Here is a 20,370-nt window from a genome sequence, read left to right on the forward strand (position 1 = left end):
CGGTCTTCAGCTTCTCGGGCGCCGTCCTGCGCGGGTCGCCGAGGTAGACCTCGTGGTGCAGGCCCGACGCCCGACGCCCGCAGGCCCTCGGCCCCCGGGCGCCGAGGCCTGGCCGATCAGGCCGCGCGCCCCGACCCTCACCCGCCACCCGGCGGGCCACCGCCGCGGCGGCGTGTCGAGTGGCGATTCCCCTCCGGCGACGAAATCGTGACCGGCAGCAAAACCCACCGGAAAGGGTCAAAATGCCTGAAGTCACCACCCCGTACGCGACCGGCACGCCCTGCTGGGTCGACCTGATGGCGAAGGACCAGCAGGCCGCGCTGGACTTCTACCGCGACCTCTTCGGCTGGCAGGGCCAGCCCGGCCCGGCCGAGTTCGGCGGCTACGCGGTCTGCGAGCTCGCCGGCAAGGCCGCGGCCGGCATCGGCCCGGCGATGTCCCCCGAGGGGATGCCGGAGCCGCCGACCGTGTGGAACAGCTACCTGTCCACCACCGACGCCCAGGCCACCCAGGACGCCATCGTCTCCGCCGGCGGCACCCTGCTCGTCCCGGTGGTGGACGTCGGCGACCTGGGCCGGATGCTGATCGCCGCCGACCCGCAGGGCGCGGTCTTCGGCGCCTGGCAGCCCGGCGAGTTCTTCGGCGCCCGAGTGGTCAACGAGGCCGGAGCACTGACCTGGAACGAGCTGCACACCAGCGACATCCCCGCCGCCACCGCCTTCTACGGCGAGGCGTTCGGCATCGAGATCGAGCCGCTGGCCGGCGCGGACTCCTACTGGGAGCTGCGGGTCGGCGGCCGCGCGGTCGGCGGCGCCACCCTCCTCGCCAACGACCCGCCCGGCACCCCGGCGCACTGGCTGACCTACTTTGCGGTCGACGACGTCGACTCCACCGTGGACGCCCTGGTCAAGCGCGGCGGCACCGTCCTCGCCCCGCCCTTCGACATGGTGGCCGGCCGGATGACCGTCGTGGCCGACCCCCAGGGCGCCCCCTTCGCCATGATCAAGCCCGGCCCGATGTAGCCCCACCCCACCCCCGGGCCGGGGCCCGCCCGTCCGGACCACTCCGGGCGGGCGGGCCCCGGCCCTCACCCGTCCGCGCCAACTTCCGCCCACGTCAAGAACCTTGAGGTGAACGAACCACTCCTGCTTGACTGACCACCGTGACCGACGCCACCGACACCACCGAAGCCCTCGGGGCCCTCCTCAGCCGCCACCGGGTCGCCAACGGCATCCGCTGGGTCAACGCCGCGTGGGCCCTGCCGATCGGCGTCCTCACCTCCTGGCTGGGCCTGTGGGCCCTGCTCGGGAGCAGCGACGACGGCTCCTCCGGCGGCGGCCAGGGGCTCGGCGTGGCGCTCGGCCTCGGCGTGTGCGGGCTCGGCATCGGCCTCACCCAGGCCGTACGGGCACTGCGCGGTGGCGGCGGCGAGTACTTCGACGTCCACGAGCACGGCCTGGTCCACGGCAATGCCCGCGGCCCGAAGGGGAGTTGGCGCTGGCCCGAGGTCGTCGCCGTCACCGTCCCGACCCGCCGGGACTCGGTCAGCGCCTTCGCCCACCGCTTCGGCAACGACTACCGCTGCATCCTGACCCTGGTCGGCGGCAAGCGGGTCCGGATCGACGGCCTGGCCACCAGCGCCCCCGCCCTGGGCAACGCCGTGATCGACCACTGCCCGAACGCCCGGCTGCTCACCGGCGAGGAGTGGACCCGCAAGGCGGGCGGCTGGCTGCTCCTGGCGGCCGCGCTCTGCGTCGGCGCGATCATCGCGATGGTCACCTACATCTCGGACCACCCGGACGGCGAGAAGGTCACCGTCGACGCCAACGGCAACACCGCCCACGACTTCGTCCAGGGCCTGGACGACGGCACGATCATGCTCCTCGGCCTCGGCATGGTCGCCTGCGGGATCGCCGCCGTCACCTGCCTCTCCCTCTTCGTCCACGGCCGCACCCGCCGACCCCGCTGAGCCCCTGAACCCCTGACTCCCCGAACCGGCTCCCCGGCCCGAAATCCCTTTGCCCCGCCGCCCTTTGCGGCGGACACTCGCCCCATGCTCGGATTCACACGGACCGACAACGAAGCCCTCGTCTCCTGCCTGGGCAACCCCCAGCGCACCGTCGCCGCCTACCACACGCTGCTCGACCGCGGGGCCGACGCGCTGGACGCCATCCGCACCGGCCTCGCCCACGCCGACCCGGCCGTCCGGGAGGGCTGCTGCCGCCTCCTCGACCACCTGGTCGACCTGGACTCGATGGACCTGCTCATCGCCATGGCCGACGACCCGGACGCCCGCGTCCGGACCGCCGCCTTCCACGCCCTGGCCTGCGACCGCTGCAAGGACGACGCCTGCGCCCCCGGCGCGGACCGCGTGCTCGCTCCGGCGCTGCGACACCTGGCCACCGACCCGGACCCGCACGTCCGCGCGATGGCCGCCGAACTCGTCGGCAAGTTCGTCCACACCGATCCGCGCGCCCTCGCCGCGCTGCAGGCCTCGCACGACGGGGATCCGAACCCGACCGTGCGCAAGAAGGCCGGCTGGTTCATCCCGGGCGGCCCGATCCACAAGCGCACCCGCCCGCGCTGAGGCCCGACGCCCGGAGTTCGGCGTTCGGTGCCCGGCGCGCGATGCGCGATACGCAGGAAGTCGGCCCGTCCGACCTCCTGCGCACCGGCACCGCCCGTCCGCCCACGTACCTCTACGGCCGCCCTACGGCCTACCGCCGGGCGGCCCGCAGCCACAGCGCGAGCCCGAGGCAGAGCAGGCACGCCCCGGCCAGCACCAGCGGGATCACCACCGCCCCGCCCGACCCGCCGAGCGCCCCCACCACCGCCGGTACGACGGCGTTGCCGAGCATGCAGCAGAGCGTCAGCACCGAGGTCGCCTGCTGCGGCACCGCGGCCACGCCGGAGACCCAGGCGATCAGGGTCGGCAGCACGGGCGCCAGCGCCAGCCCGGCCAGCGGGTAGGCCACCACCGCGAGGTGCGGCACGGCGGCCAGCGCGAGCGCGCCGAGCCCGGCGGCCAGGTAGGCCGGCAAGGTGGTCCGGCCCGGCAGCCGCCTGGTCAACTGCGGGACGACCAGCCGCCCGACGGCCATCCCGGCCCAGAATCCCGAGGCCGCCGTCGTCGCGGCCTGCGTGCTCCAGCCGTCGCGCACCAGCTGGGTCGACTGCCAGGTGCCGATGCTGGTCTCCATGCCCGCGTACACCAGGCCGACCAGCAGGAACGGGAGCAACTCCAGCCCGATCCAGGCACGTTGGCCCCCGCTACCATCCACATTCCCGCCCGCGTCCCCGCCCGTGGTCCCGCCCGCGTCGCCGTCCGCACCGGTCGCGGCTCCGGGCGCCGCGAGCACCGCCCCCGCGCGTCCGACCAGGAAGCACGGCAGCGCGCACACCGCCGCCGCCAGCGCGAGCAGCCGGATGTCCGTGTGCCCGACGGCCCCCGCGGCCAGCGGGCCCAGCATCGCGCCGATCCCGAAGACCGCGTTCAGCCGGTTGACCATCACCACGCTGTTCCCGGCGAACCCGCGCGCGAACGCCGTGTTCAGGGTGAGCGCCAGCCCGCCGTAGCCGATGCCGGTGACCGCCGCGCAGCAGAGGTAGGCGGTCCAGCCCGGACTGGCCGCCATCCCCGCGGCGCCCGCCGCGAAGACCGCGAGCAGGACGGGCGGGGCCGCCCGGACGTTCAGCCGCCGCCCGAGCAGCCCGATGCACACCGTCGCCGCGAGCGCCCCGAGGTTGTACGCGGAGACCACCCGCCCGACCTCGTGCTCGGCGCCGAACCGCTCCCGCAGGAACGGGAGCGAGGCGCCGAGCGAGGCGGTGAGCACACCCAGGACGAGGAAGACGCAGAACGCCGAGACCGCCGCCGACCCGGCCATCACCGGCGTCGCGGCCGGCTCCTCCCCCGCCGCCGGTCCCGGCGCGGTGTCGACGAGGGCGGGGGTGGACTCGGCCCGGCGCAGCTCAGTCACCGTCGGGTCCGACCGCGAGCGCCACGGTGACCCGCCCGTCCGGGTCGGTCAGCGTGATCGCCCCGCCGGCGCCGCCGTGCTCCACCAGCAACGCGGTGAAGTCCGGCACCGCGACCACCGCGCCGGCCTCGACCAGGGCCGGCCCGCCGATCCCGACGCACACCGACCCGGCGGCGACGGCCGAGCGCACCCCGCTGACCGAGTCCTCGAAGACCAGCGCGCGCTGCGGCCGGATCCCGAGCCCCCGGCAGGCCGCCAGGTACGGGTCCGGGTGCGGCTTGCCCCGCTCAACGTCGTCCCGGGTGACCCGCACCCGGAAGACGTCGAGCAGGCCGAGCCCGCCCAGCGCGTTGTCGATCTTCCGGGTCCAGCTGCTGGTGGCCAGGCCGATCGGCACACCCGCGCGCCAGAGCCGGGTGGCGAGCCCGTCCGCACCGGCGACGGCCCGGTAGGGGGCCTCCTCCTCGACGGTGTCCACCTCGGCCCAGATGGCCTTCCGGTCGGCGTCCGAGTGGTCCGGGAAGATCAGCCGCACCGTCTGGTCGCCGGTCCGCCCGTGGACGTACTCCTCGACCTCCGGGTCGGCCAGCACCCGGCCGTGGCGCCGGGCCACCGTCCGCCACGCCTCCTCGATCACGGGCCTTGAGTCGATCAGGACCCCGTCCATGTCGAAGACGACGGCCTCGACCTCGTACCGCGTTCCGGCTTGCGGCTGCATCGGTCTCCTCACTCGGCTTTCGCACCATACGGTCTGACGACAGTTCAACTCCCATCGGCCGGACGGTCAACTGGACTAGACCTCACCGCGAGAATCCGCCCACCCGACCGACCCGGCCCCGGCCACCCGGGGCCCGGAGCTCCGGGCTCCGGGCTCCGGGCTCCGGGCTCCGGGCTCCGGCCTAGCCCGCCTGCCGCGCCATGAAGCCGTCGGCGGAGTCCTTCCAGACCAGGTACACGTCGTCCACCAGCAGCAGGTCGATCACCTCGTCGGCCAGCGGGTCCAGCGCGTCGCGGTGCGACCCGACGATCGGCTCCTCGTGCTTGTTGAACGAGGTGTTCACCAGCGCCGCCTGGCCGCTGCGGTCGTACCAGGCCATCAGCAGGCCGTGCAGGAACGGGTCGTCCTGGGAGCGGACGATCTGCGGCCGAGCGGTGTTGTCGACGTGCACCACCGCCGGGCAGGCCTTGGCGAACGGCTCGTGGCAGTCGTAGGTGATGGTCATGAACAGCGCGGCCGGCTGCTCCGGCTCCCAGCCCACGTAGCAGTCGGCCGCCAGGTCCTCGGCGGTGATCGGCGCGAAGGGCATGAACTCGGTACGGTTCAGGCGCTTGTTGAGCCAGTCGTTCATGGTCACGTCAGCGGTGCCGTAGATGACGCTGCGCCGGCCGAGGGCGCGCGGGCCGAACTCCATCCGGCCGCGGTAGGTGCCGATGACCTGGTCCGCGTCCAGCGCGGCGAGCAGGACGTCCTGCATGGACTCGCCGAGCCGGCGGTAGCGCAGCTCGGGGTAGTCCCGCAGGATCTCGTCCAACCGGCCCTCGGAGATCGCCGCGTCCGGCCCGAGCGCCATCGAGGGCACCCGCGGGCGCTCGCCGGTCTCCCGGTGGGCCACGATCACGGCGGTCTGCAGCGGCAGCCCGCCGTCACCCATCGGCGGCAGCACGTAGACGTTCCGCACGCCCTCGGTCTCGAAGATCCGCTGGTTGAGCTTGACGTTGGCGAACACCCCGCCGGACAGGCAGACGTTCCCGCTCGGCGCCCGGCCGATGTGCCGCGCGACCACGGCGGTCAGCAGGTTCTCCACGTGCCGCTGGGCCGCCGCCGCGACGTCGGCCGGCTCGTGGGTGGCGATCTCGGCCAGCAACTCCTCGGAGTAGCCCTGGTAGGACGGCTGGTACCAGTCGCCGCAGCGGGCCCGGATGGCGCCGTTCTCCTCGACGTCGATCATGCGCCGCATCAGCGGGAGCAGCTTCTCCGGGTCCCCGTTGGCGGCGAGGCCGGTGATCTTGCCCTCGTGGCGGTTGGGCCGGAAGCCGAGCAGCTTGGTGATCCGGCCGTAGAAGTAGCCGAGGCTGTCGATCGAGGTCTCGCGCTGGAGCACCTCCTCGCCGCCGGGGAAGTAGTGCGTGACGGTCAGGGACTGGAAGTCCCCCCGGCCGTCGCAGGTGACCACGAGGGCGTCGTCGAACGGGGAGCAGAGGAAGGCGCCCAGGCCGTGCGACTCGTGGTGGTCGACGTGAACCACCTTGCCGCGCAGTCCGTTCTCCTCGATGAAGGCATCGAACTCGCCGCGCTTCTCGCGGTCGTTCAGAATTTCGTCGGATATCCGCTTGCGGAGGTGCGGAAGCGCCTCCGGGCGAAGCCTGGCCTCCTCCGAAATTCGGTCCACGTAGAGCAACAGGTGCTTTTCGGCGCTGAATCCCGCCTGCCATCCGTAGGCCACCCGGTCGACATCGGAAAGGCTGACGCCGGCCTCCTTCAGGACGTAGTCGATCGACTGCTCCGGCCAGGTCTTGTGGTCCTTGACCCGGGAGAAGCGCTCCTCGCTGACGGCCGCGACGACCGTACCGTCCTGGACCAGGCAGGCGCCGGCCAGGTCGTTGTTGGTGATTCCGAGAACGAGCATGTGCCGCTCCGATGCTTGAGTCGCAGGAAATGGCCCGACGGCATTTCCACGGATTTGCGAGCTGGTGAGGCTGGAGTGCACCGCGACTCTATGGAGAGGTTTCCCGGGAGATCAACGACGCCGTGGGGAATCCGGTCAACCTGACCGGCCGTCGGACGGTGACGCCGGGACGGCCGTCCGGTTAACAACAGTTCGTAGCGTGATCATCCCTGCTGGCCGGATGGCATATGCCCGACAAGAGGTCTGGACCACAACCCCCTTGATCACTGTGGGTAGCTGTCCGGAAACAGTCTTTCCGGTCCACGGACGGCGCCCGACCGGCACTTCCGCCGCCTCCCGGCCGTCCCGCCGACTCCCCACCACACCGGCACCACAGGTGACATGACGCACCATCAGCACCGCACCGTCGGCAACGCCCGGCCCTGCGACGTCCGCCCCGGAAACACCGAGGGCCGGACCGAGGCCCTCCGCCTCGATCCGGCCCTACCCGCGGCACCCGCGGCCGGGCCACGGTTCCCGCCGCCGGGCTGCTCAACCCGTCCGCTCACCCAGGCCGCTCGCCCGAGCCGCTCGCCCGGGCCCCCCACCCGGGCCGTCAGCCCTCCTGGCCGTCCAGCTCCGCGAGGAAGTCCAGCGACGCCGCCCAGGCCCGCTCCGCCGCCTGCGCGTCGTGGTCCGGCAGCTCCGGGTCGGTGAACAGGTGCCCGGCGCCCCGGTAGCGGTGCACCTCCACCTCCGCGCCGGCCCGCCGCATCCGCAGGTACCAGGCGTTCAGCCAGTCCTCCGGCTCGAACGGGTCCGGCTCCGCGATGTGCAGCTGCACCGGGATCTCGGTGGCGGCGTCCTCCCGCAGGTCCGAGGTGCCGTGCAGGAGCAGCAGCCCGCGCGCCTTCTCGTCGGCCAGCGCCAGGTTCTGCGCGATCGCGCCGCCGAGCGAGAAGCCGGCGTACACCAGCCCGGTCTCGGAGTGCGGCGCGGCGGCCGTCACCGCCCGGCGCAGCATCTCCTCGCTGCCCCCGGCCTCCTCCTGGTACGCCTGCCCGTCCTCGATCGAGTCGAAGGTCCGCCCCTCGAACAGGTCCGGCGTGTGCACGGTGTGCCCGGCGGCGCGCAGCCGGTCGGCGGCGGCGTGCACGGCGGGGCGCAGCCCGTAGGCGGAGTGGAAGAGGACGATCTGGGCCACGGTTCCGGGTCCTTCGGCAGGTGAGTCGGCTACCCACCCATGATCCCCCATGCCCGACCCGCCGTTACGACACCACGTCCTTGCGGGCGAAGCCCCGGAACGCCAGCGCCAGCAGCACCGCCGCGTACGAGAGCGACAGCGAGACGCCCTGCAGCATCCCGCCCCACTCCAGCTGGGGCTGCAGCGCGTCCGCCCACGCGTACTGCCAGTGGGCGGGCAGCCACTCCCGCAGGTCCCCGAGCGCGGTGACGGCGTCCAGCACCCCGGTGATGATCGACACGAACACCGCGCCGCCCACCGCGCCCAGGGGCGCGTCGGTCGCCGTGGACAGCCAGAACGCCAGCGCCGCGATCACGATCTCGCTCAGGAAGACGAAGGCCACCGCGATCGCGATCCGGGGCAGCGCCTCTCCGGCGGGCAGGCTGGCCCCGGCGGGCAGCTTGAGGTCGCCCCACCCGTAGGCGGCCGTCCCGACGACCAGTCCGATCGCGGGCAGCATGACGATCGCGACCGCCGAGAACGCCAGCCCGACGGCGAACTTGCGCACCAGCAGCCGGGCCCGGGGCACCGGCGCGGCCAGCAGGTACCGCAGTGAGGACCAGCTGGCCTCCGAGGCGACGGTGTCCCCGCAGAACAGTGCGACCGGGATCACCAGCATGAAGCCGGTGCCGACGAACAGCATGGTGACGGCGAAGTTGGCCCCCGACGCGGTGGCCAGCTCGATGAAGGTGGTCCGGTCCGGTCGGCCCGGGCTGCCGCCGATCTGGAACGCGGCCAGGATGACGAACGGCAGGACGGCCAGCACCGCGCCGATCACCAGGGTGCGGCGGCGCCGCAGCTGCCGCATCGCCTCCACCCGCAGCGGCAGCGTCCGGCCCGCCCGGTACCCCTCCGCGTGGTCCTTCGAGACCGCGGAAGTCTCAGAGACCGCACTCATCCCGCACCACCTCCGATCAACGACAGGAACGCGTCCTCCAACCGCCGCTGCGGTCCGGCGCTCTCCACCGGCACCCCCAGCCGCACCAGCTCCGCGAGCAGTTCGCTCGCCGCCAGCCCGTCCAGCCGGACCAGCAGTCCGCCCTCGACGGCCTCCGCCGAGCCGACGCCGGCCAGCGCGGCGACCTTCTCGGCGGCCGACTCCGGGTCGTACGAACCGGCGACGCCGATCATCAGCAGCTCCGACGACCCGACGATCTCACCGACCGCGCCGGTCGTGACGAGCCGCCCGCGGTCCATCACGACCAGGTCCGTACAGCTCTGCTCGACCTCGGACAGCAGGTGACTCGAAACGATCACCGTCCGCCCGCCCGCCGCGTAGCGGATCATCACCTCGCGCATCTCGCGGATCTGCGGCGGGTCCAGCCCGTTGGTCGGCTCGTCGAGGATCAGCAGGTCCGGCATCCCGAGCATCGCCTGCGCGATCGCCAGCCGCTGCCGCATGCCCTGCGAGTACGTCCGGACCGCCCGGTCCAGCGCCTCGCCGAGCCCCGCGATGGCCAGTGCCTCGTCGAAGCGGGCGTCGGCCTCCGGCCGCCCGGTCGCCTGCCAGTACAGCCGCAGGTTGGCCCGCCCGGTGAGGTGCGGCAGGAAGCCCGCGCCCTCCACGAACGCCCCGACCCTCGACAGCACGGGCGCACCGGGCCGCACCAGGTGCCCGAAGATCCGGATCTCCCCGGCGTCCGGCCGGATCAGACCCATCAGCATCCGCAGCGTGGTGGTCTTGCCCGCGCCGTTCGGTCCGAGCAGCCCGAGCACCTGCCCCTGCTCCACCCGGAAGCCCAGCTCCCGTACGGCGTAGCGGTCCTGGGAGCCCTTGTAGCGCTTGCTCAGCCCGCTGATCAGCAGCGGCACGGCGGTCAGCTCCGGATCGAACTCCGGCCCGCCGGCCGCCCGCCGACGCCGCAGCCGCGGCGCCAGCACCAGGCCCGCGGCCACCACCACGGCGGCCACCGGCAGCAGCCAGGTCCGCGCGGGCAGCGGCGCCGCCTCGGTGACCAGTTCCTCGACGGTCGGCGCGGTGACCGCCCCGGCCGGCGCGACCCGGTAGGTGGCGGGCTCGACGGGCGAGGCGTACGCGAGGTCGGTGCTCGCCAGCACCAGCCGCAGCCGGTGTCCGGCGGGGAAGGTGTGGTCCACCGTCGGCAGCGCCACGGTGACCGTCGGCCCCGCGTCCGCGCCGGTGACCCGCAGCGGCGCGGCCAGTTGCTGCGGCAGCACCGCCTTGCCGTCCGGCCCGACGTCGTACAGCTTCGCGAACAGCACCGCGTCCGGCCGGTCCGCCGTCACCCGTACCGGCACGGTCGGCTGCCCGGTCAGGTGCAGCGGCGAGTCCAGCGGCGCCGAGTCGAAGGCGGCGCTCTGCCCGGGGAAGTCCAGCGACAGTCCGGCGCCCAGCGAGGCCGCCTGGCTGAGCGCGCCGATGCCCGGCAGCGTCGAGATCCCCGGCGGCGCCCCGCCGGGCGGGTTGGCCACGGTCTTCTCCCCGCCGGCCAGCTCGACGGAACGCGAGCCGGTCCCGCCGAGTCCCGGGTACCGGTCGGCGGTGGCCCCGCGCAGCACGGCCTGGAAGCCGGTCGAGTCGACCCCGCCGGTCCGGGTCACCCGGAAGTCCGGCCCGGTGTCGTTCCCCTGTCCCCGGAGGTAGTGGTCGAACCAGGCCGTCACCCGGTCGTCGACCCGCGCGCTGGTGTCCGTCCCGCCGTCGTGCCCGCCGGCGAACCAGTCCACCGCCACGGGCGCGCCGTTGCCGGCGATCGCCTGCGCGATCCGGTCGCCCTGGTCGAGCGGGAACAGCGAGTCCTGCTGGCCCTGCACCACCAGCGTGGGCGCCTTGAGCCGGTCCGCCACCGAGGACGGGCTGGAGCGGTCCAGCAGCGCGACGGCCTCCGGGTCGGCGTGCCCGGCGGTCGCGACCCGGTCGTACATCCGGCAGAGCGACTCCAGGAACCGCCCGCAGCCGGCGTCCCCGTCCGCCACCGGCTTCGGCTCGCCGCTCTCGCGCGGCGCACCGCCGGACGGCCCGAGGCTGCCCGCCGAACCGGGGGCCGCCGAGCCGGTGGTGAAGAAGATCCCGGCCCACAGCTTCTTGAACACGCCGTCCGCCGCGCCCGAGCCCTGCACACCCTGCGGGAACAGCGCGTCCGCCAGGTTCCACCAGGTGATCTGGGTGGCCACCGCGTCGATCCGGGGGTCGTACGCGGAGGCCAGCAGCGAGATCGCCCCGCCGTACGAGGCTCCGGTGATGCCGACCTTCGGGTCGCCCGCGCCGTCGAGCTTCACCTCGGGCCGCTGGGCCAGCCAGTCCACCAGGTGCCGGACGTCCTCGACCTCGCGGTCGGGCGCGTTGAGGCCGATCTTGCCGCCCGAGCGTCCGAACCCGCGCGCCGACCAGGTCAGTACCGCGTAGCCCTGCCGGGCGAGCTGCCGGGCGCGATCGCGCTCGCCCTCCTTGGAGCCGCCGAAGCCGTGCGCGAGCAGCACCGCCGGGCGCGGACCGCTGCCGGCGGTGAAGAACGAGGTGTCCAGCTGGACCTGCTGCGCGCTGCCGGGCGTCTCCGGCATGCTGAGGAAACGGTCCTCCTCACGGACCGTCTGCTCACCGCCGGACGCCACCGTCGCCGTACCGACCGCGGCCACCGCCACCAGGGCCACCGCACCGGCCAGCACCCTGCGCCTGACGGTCGTGCCCCGGCCGCGCCACCGACGCCATGCCCCACCGAACTCCATGGGCGCTGATCGTATCCGCCGCCCGGGTAGGCGCCGAATAAGGGCGGGCAGCGCTCGCCGGGCCGGGCGACGAACACCCCGCGAACGCGGCCCCCGGACCGCCGCCCCGAAGCGTCACCCCCGAACCGCCGACCCCCGAACCGCCGGCCCCGAACGCAGGGATCCCCGCGCCCCGAAGAGGGGCGCGGGGATCAGCGCACAGCGGACGGGGCCTGCCGGGCCGGGCCCCGAAGGTCCGGCGCCGCCGCCCCGCGTGCCTACAGCTGCCGCGTCATCGTCCGGTGCGGGATCCCGGCGTCGTCGTACACCGGGCCCTCCGCCACGTATCCCAGCCGCTCGTAGAACCCGAGCGCCTGCACCTGCGCGTGCAGCTCCACCTGCGAGGCCCCGCGCTCCGCGCCCGCGGCCTCGATCGCCCGCACGAGCTCCGCGCCCAGCCCGGTCCCCCGGGCCACGGGCAGTACGGCGAGCCGCCCGAGCAGCACCCGCCCCTCGACGCCGCCGGTCAGCTCGCGCGCCTGCTCGCCGAAGATCAGCCGCCCGGTCCCCAGCCCGGCCCCGTCGGGCCCGACCGCGAGCAGGTGCACCGAGGTGCCGTCGTACCGGTCGTACTCCAGCTCCTCCGGCACGTTCTGCTCGACGATGAACACCTCCCGCCGGACCTCCCGCACCAGCGCCAGGTCCGCCTCGCCCTCGGCCACCCGAATGGCGACGCCCGACTCGGCGCCCATGTCAGCTCTCCGCCGCGATGACGTCCAGGGCGTCCTGCAGGTCCGCCGGGTACTCGCTGGAGAACTCGACCCACTGCCCGTCCGCCGGGTGCTCGAAGCCGAGCGACACCGCGTGCAGCCACTGCCGGCCCAGCCCGAGCCGCTTGGCCAGCGTCGGGTCGGCGCCGTACGTCAGGTCGCCCACGCAGGGGTGGCGCAGCGCGGACATGTGGACGCGGATCTGGTGGGTGCGCCCGGTCTCCAGCTTGATCGCCAGCAGCGACGCGGCCCGGTACGCCTCGATCAGGTCGTAGTGCGTGACGGACGGCTTGCCTTCCCGGGTCACCGCCCACTTCCAGTCCGAGCTGGGGTGCCGCCCGATCGGCGCGTCCACGGTCCCGCTCATCGGGTCCGGGTGCCCCTGGACCAGCGTGTGGTACCGCTTGTCGGTGATCCGGTCGTGGAACTGCCGCTTGAGGTCGGTGTACGCGCGCTCGGACTTGGCGACGACCATCAGGCCCGAGGTGCCGACGTCCAGCCGGTGCACGATGCCCTGCCGCTCGGCCGCCCCCGAGGTGGAGATCCGGTACCCGGCCGCGGCGAGCCCGCCGATCACGGTGGGGCCGGTCCAGCCGGGGCTGGGGTGCGCGGCGACGCCGACCGGCTTGTCGACCAGCACGATGTCCTCGTCGTCGTGGACGATCCGCATGCCCTCGACGTGCTCGGCGACGACCTGCACCGGGGCGGCGGGGGCGGGGATCTCGACCTCCAGCCAGGAACCGGCGGTCACCCGGTCCGACTTGCCGGCCGTGGCGCCGTCGAGCGTCACCTTGCCTTCGGCGGCCAGTTCGGCGGCCTTGGTCCGGGAGAAGCCGAACATCCGGGACAGGGCGGCGTCGAGACGCTCGCCCTCCAGGCCGTCGGGAACGGGGAGGCTTCGGATCTGCGCTGCGGTACTCACCCGTACGAGTATGCCGGAAACACGGCCCGCCCCCGCGCGCCGTGCTCCCCGCCCGCCGGGGCTACTCGCCCTTGCCGCCCTGCTGGTGGACGGTCCCGTCCGGGTTGCTGCCCCGGAAGGAGAGCAGTACGACCAGGATCCCGCCGCAGACGATCGCCGAGTCCGCGAGGTTGAAGACGGCGAAGTGCTGGACGGAGATGAAGTCCACGACGTGCCCGCGGAAGACGCCCGGCGAGCGGAACAGCCGGTCGGTGAGGTTGCCGAGCGCCCCGCCCAGCAGCAGCCCGAGCGCGATCGCCCACGGCAGGCTGTACAGCCGTCGGGCGATCCGCCAGATCACCACGATGACGGCGGAGGCGATCATCGTGAAGACGACGGTCAGCGCCTGCCCCATCCCGAAGGCCGCGCCGGAGTTGCGGATCACCTGGAAGGTGACGACGTCCCCGATCACCTTGATCGCCGAGTGGTTCTCCAGTCGGGCGACGACCAGCAGCTTGCTGCCGAGGTCGATCAGGAAGGCGAGCACCGCGACGACCAGCAGCACACCGATCCGCCGCGGCCCCTTGGGCTTCTCCGCCGCCGCCGGTTCGTCCACGGACGCCGCCTCGGTCGGCTCGGCCACGGGCACCTCCACGGCATCGGCGGGGGACGGGACGGCTTCGTCCCGGGTCTGGGGGGAACCTTGCGTACTGATGATCCGCTCCGCTGCCGATGGAGCTCCCCCGGCCGTAGGTGGGGGAGGGTGGTGGGCCGGTGACCGCCTGGGCCCGTCCGCAGCCGGTGCGGACGCGTCAGGCGACACTACGGGGTCGAGCGTACGGCAAGCCCGACCCCGCGCGTCGCTCCGGCCGCCCGGTTCGGCGGCCGGTTCAGCGGCGTTCCTGCTTGGTCTTGCACGGCACGCACAGCGTCGCCCGTGGGAAGGCCTGCATCCGGGCCTTGCCGATGGCCTTGCCGCAGGACTCGCAGATGCCGAAGCCGACGCCCTCCAGCCGGCCCAGCGCACGCTCGGTCTGGGCGAGGCTGTCGCGCGCGTTGTTGGCCAGCGCCAGCTCGCTCTCCCGCGAGATGTTCTTCGTCCCGGCGTCCACCTGGTCGTCGCCGGCCCCGTCGTTGGAGTCGCGCATCAGGCCGGAGATGGCCGCCTCGGCGGCCCCGATCTCGTTCTGCAGCCGCTCCAGCTCGCTGATCAGCTCGTCGTGCAGCTCGTGGACCTCCTCGGTGGTCCACGGGTCCTCGCCGGGCAGGACCGGCAGCGTGGCCGGGTCCACGGACTCGGCCCCGCGCGGCACGGTGACGGTGTCGGTGCTGGACTTCGGTGCGGTAGTGGTCACGGTCCCCTCCCCTGGATCGACCGCCACGGCCTTGCGTGCCCGCTTGGTGGCGGTACCCGCGCCGGTTCCCTTCTCAGCCATGGCTTCGACCCCATCTACGAACGAATCGAGCCGCCGGTTCCCGGCGGCTTCCAGTGCCGGAACGATAATCCCGATCAAAACCGGTCACAACATGACATACCGACGCCTCGCAACGATCCCACCCAGGCAGCCGCCACGGCCGCCACGCCCCGCGCTGACAGGGTTGTGCCCAGATCACCCCCGCCTAACCACGACCCCGACGACCGCCCTGACCAGCCCCGCCGTCCGCCCGGACAGCCGCCCGCCCGAAACGGTTTGGACAAACCGACTCGCCCGGCCGATACACTGGCCCTGCAAGGCGCAGATGGGACGAGTACCGACGTACGCAGCCACCAGCGACCCGGGGACGGTGCGAGCCCGGGGGTGTGCACGGCGGGAAGATCACCCCGGAGCCGCCGGAAGAACGGCCGCCGCGGAGCCCGCAGCGGTCCACTAGACCCGGCAGCAAGCCCAAACAAGAGGGCCGCGAACGCACCACCGCGGCCAAGGAGGGTGGTACCGCGGGGCGGCCCGGCCGTCTCGTCCCTCCGGAGGATCCAGTCACAGCATCCGCCGGAGGTAGACGCCCGCGATGAGCTCCCAACCCGTCACCCACGACCGCCCTTCCAACGACGCGCTGCGCGCGGGGTCTCTGTACCACCCCGTCCCGGCGCAGGTGGACCTGCCTGCCCTGGAGCACCGGATCCTGTCGTTCTGGCAGGACAACAAGATCTTCCAGCGCAGTCTGGAACAGTCCGAGGGCCGCCCCGAGTGGGTGTTCTACGAGGGCCCGCCGACCGCCAACGGCATGCCCGGCGCCCACCACATCGAGGCCCGCGTCTTCAAGGACGTCTTCCCGCGCTACCGGACGATGAAGGGCTACCACGTCGCCCGCAAGGCCGGCTGGGACTGCCACGGCCTCCCGGTCGAGCTCGCCGTCGAGAAGGAGCTGGGCTTCTCCGGCAAGCAGGACATCGAGGCGTACGGCATCGCCGAGTTCAACGCCAAGTGCCGCGACTCGGTGACCCGCCACACCGACGCCTTCGCCGAGCTGACCACCCGCATGGGGTACTGGGTCGACCTCGACGAGGCCTACCGGACGATGGACCCGTCGTACGTCCAGTCCGTCTGGTGGTCGCTCAAGCAGATCTTCGACAAGGGCCTGCTGGTCCAGGACCACCGGGTCGCCCCCTGGTGCCCGCGCTGCGGCACCGGCCTGTCCGACCACGAGCTGGCCCAGGGCTACGAGACCGTGGTCGACCCCTCGGTCTTCGTCCGCTTCCCGCTGACCGGCGGCCCGCTGGCCGGCCGGGCCGCGCTGCTGGTCTGGACGACCACCCCGTGGACCCTGGTCTCCAACACCGCCGCCGCCGTCCACCCCGAGGTCACCTACGTGGTGGCCACCGACGGCGACGAGCAGCTGGTCGTGGCCGAGCCGCTGCTCGCCAAGGCCCTCGGCGAGGGCTGGGAGGCCACCGGCGAGTCCTTCACCGGTGCCGAGATGGAGCGCTGGTCCTACCGCCGCCCCTTCGACCTGGTCGAGATCGAGAACGCGCACTACGTCCTCAACGCCGACTACGTCACCACCGAGGACGGCACCGGCATCGTCCACCAGTCCCCCGCCTTCGGCGCGGACGACCTCGCGACCTGCCGCAAGTACGGCCTGCCGGTGGTCAACCCGGTGCTGGCCGACGGCACCTTCGCCCCCGAGGTCCCGCTGGTCGGCGGCCAGTTCTTCAAGAAGGCCGACGAGGCCCTGGTCGCGGACCTCAAGGAGCGCGGCCTGCTCTTCCGCCACCTGCCGTACGAGCACAGCTACCCGCACTGCTGGCGCTGCCACACCGCCCTGCTCTACTACGCGCAGCCGTCCTGGTACATCCGGACCACCGCCGTCAAGGACGCGCTGATCCGCGAGAACGAGGCCACCAACTGGTTCCCGGAGACGGTCAAGCACGGCCGCTTCGGCGACTGGCTGAACAACAACATCGACTGGGCGCTCAGCCGCAACCGCTACTGGGGCACCCCGCTGCCGATCTGGCGCTGCGAGGAGGGCCACCTCACCTGCGTCGGCTCGCTGGCCGAGCTGACCGAGCTCACCGGCACCGACCAGAGCGGCCTCGACCCGCACCGCCCGTACATCGACGCGGTGACCTTCGCCTGCCGCGACTGCGGCGGCACCGCCACCCGCGTGCCCGAGGTCATCGACGCCTGGTACGACTCGGGCTCGATGCCCTTCGCCCAGTACGGCTACCCGTACCAGAACAAGGAGCTGTTCGAGAAGCGCTACCCGGCGCAGTTCATCTCCGAGGCGATCGACCAGACCCGCGGCTGGTTCTACACGCTGATGGCGGTCGGCACCCTGGTGTTCGACAGGAACAGCTACGAGAACGTCGTCTGCCTGGGCCACATCCTGGCCGAGGACGGCCGCAAGATGTCCAAGCACCTGGGCAACATCCTGCAGCCGATCCCGCTGATGGACCAGCACGGCGCGGACGCCGTCCGCTGGTTCATGGCGGCCGGCGGCTCGCCCTGGTCCGCCCGCCGGGTCGGCCACGGCACCATCCAGGAGGTGGTCCGCAAGACCCTCCTCACCTACTGGAACACCGTCGCCTTCCAGGCCCTGTACGCCCGCACCTCGAACTGGGCGCCGTCCGCGAGCGACCCGGCCCCGGCCGACCGCCCGCAGCTGGACCGCTGGGTGCTCTCCGAGCTGAACACCCTGGTCCGCGAGGTCGACGCGGCCTTCGAGGCGTACGACACCCAGCGCGCCGGCAAGCTGCTCTCCGGCTTCGTCGACGACCTGTCCAACTGGTACGTCCGCCGCGGCCGCCGCCGCTTCTGGCAGGGCGACGCCGCCGCGCTGGCCACCCTGCACGAGGCGCTGGAGACCGTCACCCGCCTGATGGCCCCGCTCACCCCGTTCATCACCGAGCAGGTCTGGCAGGACCTGGTCGTCCCGGTCGTCGCCGACGCCCCGGCCTCGGTCCACCTGGCCACCTGGCCGCAGGCGGACGAGTCGCTGATCGACGCCGACCTCTCCCGCCACATGGCGCTGGTCCGCCGCCTGGTGGAACTCGGCCGGGCCACCCGCGCCGAGTCCGGCGTGAAGACCCGTCAGCCGCTCTCCCGCGCGCTGATCGCGGCCCAGGGCTGGGAGGAGCTGCCCGCCGACCTGCGCGCGCAGATCGCCGAGGAGCTCAACGTCTCCACCCTGGAGTCCCTGGCGGAGGTCGGGGGCTCGCTGGTCGACACCAGCGCCAAGGCCAACTTCCGCGCGCTGGGCAAGCGCTTCGGCAAGGGCGTGCAGGACGTCGCCAAGGCGGTCGCCGCCACCGACGCCGCCCGCCTGGCCGCCGAACTGCGCGCCGACGGCCGGACCTCGGTCGAGCTGAACGGCGAGACGGTCACCCTCTCCCCGGACGAGGTGATCATCACCGAGACCCCGCGCGAGGGCTGGGCCGTCGCCAACGAGTCCGGCGCCACCGTCGCCCTCGACCTGGCCATCACCCCGGAGCTCAAGCGCCTCGGCGTCGCCCGCGACGCCATTCGCCAGATCCAGGAGGCCCGCAAGAACTCCGGCCTGGACGTCGCCGACCGCATCGTTCTGCGCTGGCGCGCCACCACGGAGGAGACCGCCGAGGCCATCGCCGAACACGGTCCCCTGGTCGCCGAGGAGGTCCTCGCCACCGACTTCGCCGCCGGTACGGCCGACTGGGACTCCGAGACCTTCACCGACGAGTCCCTGGGCCTCGCCTTCCAGCTCCGCAAGGCCTGACCCCCGACGAAGCCGCCGTCCCCGCCCGGGGGACGGCGGCTTCGCCGTACCCGCCCCGCCGCGACGCCCCCGCTCCCCCTCGCCACCCCGCCGGGGGCGCGGGGGCGACCCCGGTGCGCCCCCTCCCCACCCCCTCCCCCGGGCATACGAAAGGCGCCCCCTCCCCGACCCGGAAGTCGGAGAGGGGGCGCCCTCGGAAGGTCCTGCTACAACCTCAGTTGTCGCCGTCCTCGTCGATCAGGAAGCCCCGCATCGGCGCCGGAGCCTGCTGCATCGGCTGCGGCGGCTGCGGCCGGACGGCCGCCATCGGCTGGGTCATCCCGGCCGGCTGCATCTGCGGAGCACCGCTGTTGCCGCCGTTGGACTGCCCGAAGCTGGGCGCCGGGGCGTTGCCACCGAAGGAGGTGTTCCCGCCGAAGGACGGCGAGCTGCCACCGAAGGACGGCTGGTTGCCACCGAAGCTCGGCGCACCGCTGCCCATCGAGCCCGCACCGGCCGGCGTCATCGACGAGGCCGCCGGCGGCAGCGACGCGGTGGCGGGGATCCGCGGCGGAGCGAGCGAGTCGTCGGCCTGCGACTCCAGCTGGCGCAGCTGGGTCTCCAGGTACGACTTCAGGCGCGTGCGGTACTCACGCTCGAAGGCCCGCAGGTCCTCGACCTTGCGCTCCAGCGTGGCCCGCGCGGACTCCAGGGAGCCCATCGCGACGCGGTGCTTCTCCTGCGCGTCCCGCTCCAGGGCGTCGGCCTTGGCACGGGCGTCGCGCTCCAGGCCCTCGGCGCGGCTGCGCGCCTCGCCGACGATCTTGTTGGCCTCGGAACGGGCCTCGGAGATCGCCTGGTCGGCGGTCTGCTGGGCGAGCGCCAGGACGCGGGCGGCGCTGTCGCCACCGGGACCCTGCTGCTGCATCGGGGCGCCCATGGGGCCGCCCATCTGCTGCGGGCCGCCCATGGGGCCGCCCATCTGCTGCATCTGCTGCTGACCCATGCCCTGGCCCATACCCTGGCCCATGCCCTGGCCCATCGGGTTGCCCATCTGCTGCGGGCCACCGGGGCCGCCCATGGGCTGCAGCATCTGACCGCCCATCGGCTGGACCAGCTGCTGCTGGCCGCCCATGGTCTGGTTCATCTGCTGCTGCGGGCCGCCGGCCGGCGGGAGCTGCGGCGCGGAGCCGGCGGGCAGGCCGAGGGGCTGGTTGCCCATCTGCTGCTGCGGGCCACCGGGGCCCATCTGCTGCGGACCACCCGGACCCATCTGCTGCGGGCCGCCGGGGCCCATCTGCTGCGGGCCGCCCGGGCCCTGCTGGCCGGGGACCGGCGGGCCGGATATGGCGGCCGGCACCGGGGCGCCACCCTGGCGGGGGGCCTCCTGCGGCGGCTCCTTGCGCAGGTTGGCCTGGTTCTGCGCGGCGGCACGAGTCGCGGCGGCCAGCTTGGCGCGCAGGTCCTCGTTCTCCCGGAGGAGGCGGGTCAGCTCCGCCTCGACCTCGTCGAGGAAGGCATCGACCTCGTCCTCGTCATAGCCTTCACGCAGGCGGACGGTCGTGAACTGCTTGTTCCGAACGTCCTCGGGGGTCAATGGCATCTCTTCACCTCAACGTGATCGTCGGCACACCGGCATCCTGTCGCATCGCTCACCTACGACTAGGGGTGCACAAGCGAGATCAGGACATACACAATGATCATCAGTACGAAGAAGGACAGGTCGAGCGCCACGCCCCCGAAACGCAACGGCGGAATGAGCCGCCGAAGAAGCTTGAGCGGCGGATCCGTGACAGTGTACGTGGCCTCCAGGACCAGGACCATGGCCTTGCCGGGCCGCCACGAACGCGCGAACTGGAAGACCCAGTCCATGACCAGCCGCACGAGCAGGAACACCAGGAAGACGGTCAGGGCGTAGTAGAGCACCGCCCACACGATGTCCATCGCGTTTCCCTCTCCCCGGTCCCGAGCCCTGGGGCCCGCCGCTCGTCACCTGTCGCCAACCACTGTTGATCAGATCCACACGTAAAGTCGT

General features: G+C 73.1%; 16 protein-coding genes. 4 read left to right on the forward strand and 12 right to left on the reverse strand.

The window, feature by feature from the left end:
• The first annotated feature begins 242 nt into the window (after positions 1-242).
• The 3 genes from ABT048_RS18550 to ABT048_RS18560 all read left to right on the forward strand — a co-directional run bounded on the left by ABT048_RS18550 (position 243) and on the right by ABT048_RS18560 (position 2,587).
• Positions 243-1,022 (forward strand): VOC family protein, encoded by a 780-nt coding sequence (locus tag ABT048_RS18550; RefSeq protein ID WP_350522476.1) that lies wholly within the window; start codon positions 243-245, stop codon positions 1,020-1,022.
• Between the two features lie 140 nt (positions 1,023-1,162).
• Positions 1,163-1,969: a hypothetical protein gene (locus tag ABT048_RS18555; protein ID WP_350522477.1), complete on the forward strand. Its 807-nt coding sequence runs from the start codon at positions 1,163-1,165 to the stop codon at positions 1,967-1,969.
• A gap of 84 nt (positions 1,970-2,053) precedes the next feature.
• Entirely contained in the window at positions 2,054-2,587 is a 534-nt protein-coding gene (locus ABT048_RS18560; RefSeq protein ID WP_350522478.1) for a HEAT repeat domain-containing protein, read from the forward strand.
• 130 nt (positions 2,588-2,717) lie between these two features.
• Here ABT048_RS18560 and ABT048_RS18565 read toward each other — a convergent pair whose 3' ends face one another.
• From ABT048_RS18565 to ABT048_RS18610, 10 genes are all read right to left on the reverse strand, one after another.
• A complete protein-coding gene (locus tag ABT048_RS18565) occupies positions 2,718-3,980 on the reverse strand; it encodes an MFS transporter (protein ID WP_350522479.1) in 1,263 nt (420 codons plus the stop codon).
• Complete coding sequence (locus tag ABT048_RS18570) at positions 3,973-4,698, reverse strand: HAD family hydrolase (RefSeq protein WP_350522480.1); 726 nt, start codon at positions 4,696-4,698, stop codon at positions 3,973-3,975. Before ABT048_RS18570 ends, ABT048_RS18565 begins: the two co-directional genes overlap by 8 nt.
• Positions 4,699-4,879: 181 nt before the next feature.
• Complete coding sequence (locus ABT048_RS18575; protein ID WP_350522481.1) at positions 4,880-6,607, reverse strand: carbamoyltransferase family protein; 1,728 nt, start codon at positions 6,605-6,607, stop codon at positions 4,880-4,882.
• Between the two features lie 595 nt (positions 6,608-7,202).
• The gene (locus ABT048_RS18580) at positions 7,203-7,841 is read right to left on the reverse strand and encodes a dienelactone hydrolase family protein (protein ID WP_350522482.1); all 639 of its coding nucleotides are present in this window, start codon (positions 7,839-7,841) and stop codon (positions 7,203-7,205) included.
• Positions 7,842-7,854: 13 nt separating this feature from the next.
• The gene (locus tag ABT048_RS18585; protein ID WP_350522483.1) at positions 7,855-8,727 is read right to left on the reverse strand and encodes an ABC transporter permease; all 873 of its coding nucleotides are present in this window, start codon (positions 8,725-8,727) and stop codon (positions 7,855-7,857) included.
• Entirely contained in the window at positions 8,724-11,516 is a 2,793-nt protein-coding gene (locus ABT048_RS18590; protein ID WP_350522484.1) for an alpha/beta fold hydrolase, read from the reverse strand. Before ABT048_RS18590 ends, ABT048_RS18585 begins: the two co-directional genes overlap by 4 nt.
• A 257-nt stretch (positions 11,517-11,773) precedes the next feature.
• Entirely contained in the window at positions 11,774-12,247 is a 474-nt protein-coding gene (locus tag ABT048_RS18595; protein ID WP_350522485.1) for a GNAT family N-acetyltransferase, read from the reverse strand.
• Position 12,248: 1 nt separating this feature from the next.
• On the reverse strand, positions 12,249-13,187 hold the full coding sequence (locus tag ABT048_RS18600) for an RluA family pseudouridine synthase (RefSeq protein WP_350522486.1): 939 nt from the start codon (positions 13,185-13,187) through the stop codon (positions 12,249-12,251).
• A gap of 61 nt (positions 13,188-13,248) precedes the next feature.
• The gene (lspA, locus tag ABT048_RS18605; RefSeq protein ID WP_502894028.1) at positions 13,249-13,809 is read right to left on the reverse strand and encodes a signal peptidase II; all 561 of its coding nucleotides are present in this window, start codon (positions 13,807-13,809) and stop codon (positions 13,249-13,251) included.
• A 247-nt stretch (positions 13,810-14,056) separates the two neighbouring features.
• Positions 14,057-14,521 carry a TraR/DksA family transcriptional regulator gene (locus ABT048_RS18610; protein WP_350522488.1) on the reverse strand — a complete coding sequence of 155 codons (465 nt, stop codon included), beginning with the start codon at positions 14,519-14,521 and terminating at the stop codon, positions 14,057-14,059.
• A gap of 652 nt (positions 14,522-15,173) precedes the next feature.
• Here ABT048_RS18610 and ileS point away from each other — a divergent pair.
• A complete protein-coding gene (gene ileS / locus ABT048_RS18615) occupies positions 15,174-18,356 on the forward strand; it encodes an isoleucine--tRNA ligase (RefSeq protein ID WP_350522489.1) in 3,183 nt (1,060 codons plus the stop codon).
• A 214-nt stretch (positions 18,357-18,570) separates the two neighbouring features.
• On the opposite strand, the gene ABT048_RS18620 is transcribed toward ileS, so the two are convergent.
• Together ABT048_RS18620 and ABT048_RS18625 are read right to left on the reverse strand one after the other, a co-directional pair.
• The gene (locus tag ABT048_RS18620) at positions 18,571-19,938 is read right to left on the reverse strand and encodes a DivIVA domain-containing protein (protein ID WP_350522490.1); all 1,368 of its coding nucleotides are present in this window, start codon (positions 19,936-19,938) and stop codon (positions 18,571-18,573) included.
• Positions 19,939-19,997: 59 nt separating this feature from the next.
• Positions 19,998-20,279 carry a YggT family protein gene (locus ABT048_RS18625; protein WP_030060143.1) on the reverse strand — a complete coding sequence of 94 codons (282 nt, stop codon included), beginning with the start codon at positions 20,277-20,279 and terminating at the stop codon, positions 19,998-20,000.
• Positions 20,280-20,370 lie beyond the last annotated feature (91 nt).

This window comes from Kitasatospora sp. NPDC096140, from assembly GCF_040303045.1.
Classification (GTDB): Bacteria; Actinomycetota; Actinomycetes; order Streptomycetales; family Streptomycetaceae; genus Kitasatospora.

What these genes read in the sequence shown, in the direction of transcription:
- ABT048_RS18590 (WP_350522484.1), bottom strand. Translation starts at nt 11,516, where the DNA reads ATGGAGTTCGGTGGGGCATGGCGTCGGTGGCGCGGCCGGGGCACGACC.
- ABT048_RS18575 (WP_350522481.1), bottom strand. Translation starts at nt 6,607, where the DNA reads ATGCTCGTTCTCGGAATCACCAACAACGACCTGGCCGGCGCCTGCCTG.
- ABT048_RS18580 (WP_350522482.1), bottom strand. Translation starts at nt 7,841, where the DNA reads ATGGGGGATCATGGGTGGGTAGCCGACTCACCTGCCGAAGGACCCGGA.
- ABT048_RS18550 (WP_350522476.1), top strand. Translation starts at nt 243, where the DNA reads ATGCCTGAAGTCACCACCCCGTACGCGACCGGCACGCCCTGCTGGGTC.
- ABT048_RS18570 (WP_350522480.1), bottom strand. Translation starts at nt 4,698, where the DNA reads ATGCAGCCGCAAGCCGGAACGCGGTACGAGGTCGAGGCCGTCGTCTTC.
- ABT048_RS18595 (WP_350522485.1), bottom strand. Translation starts at nt 12,247, where the DNA reads ATGGGCGCCGAGTCGGGCGTCGCCATTCGGGTGGCCGAGGGCGAGGCG.
- ABT048_RS18620 (WP_350522490.1), bottom strand. Translation starts at nt 19,938, where the DNA reads ATGCCATTGACCCCCGAGGACGTTCGGAACAAGCAGTTCACGACCGTC.
- ABT048_RS18585 (WP_350522483.1), bottom strand. Translation starts at nt 8,727, where the DNA reads ATGAGTGCGGTCTCTGAGACTTCCGCGGTCTCGAAGGACCACGCGGAG.
- ileS (WP_350522489.1), top strand. Translation starts at nt 15,174, where the DNA reads ATGAGCTCCCAACCCGTCACCCACGACCGCCCTTCCAACGACGCGCTG.
- ABT048_RS18625 (WP_030060143.1), bottom strand. Translation starts at nt 20,279, where the DNA reads ATGGACATCGTGTGGGCGGTGCTCTACTACGCCCTGACCGTCTTCCTG.
- ABT048_RS18560 (WP_350522478.1), top strand. Translation starts at nt 2,054, where the DNA reads ATGCTCGGATTCACACGGACCGACAACGAAGCCCTCGTCTCCTGCCTG.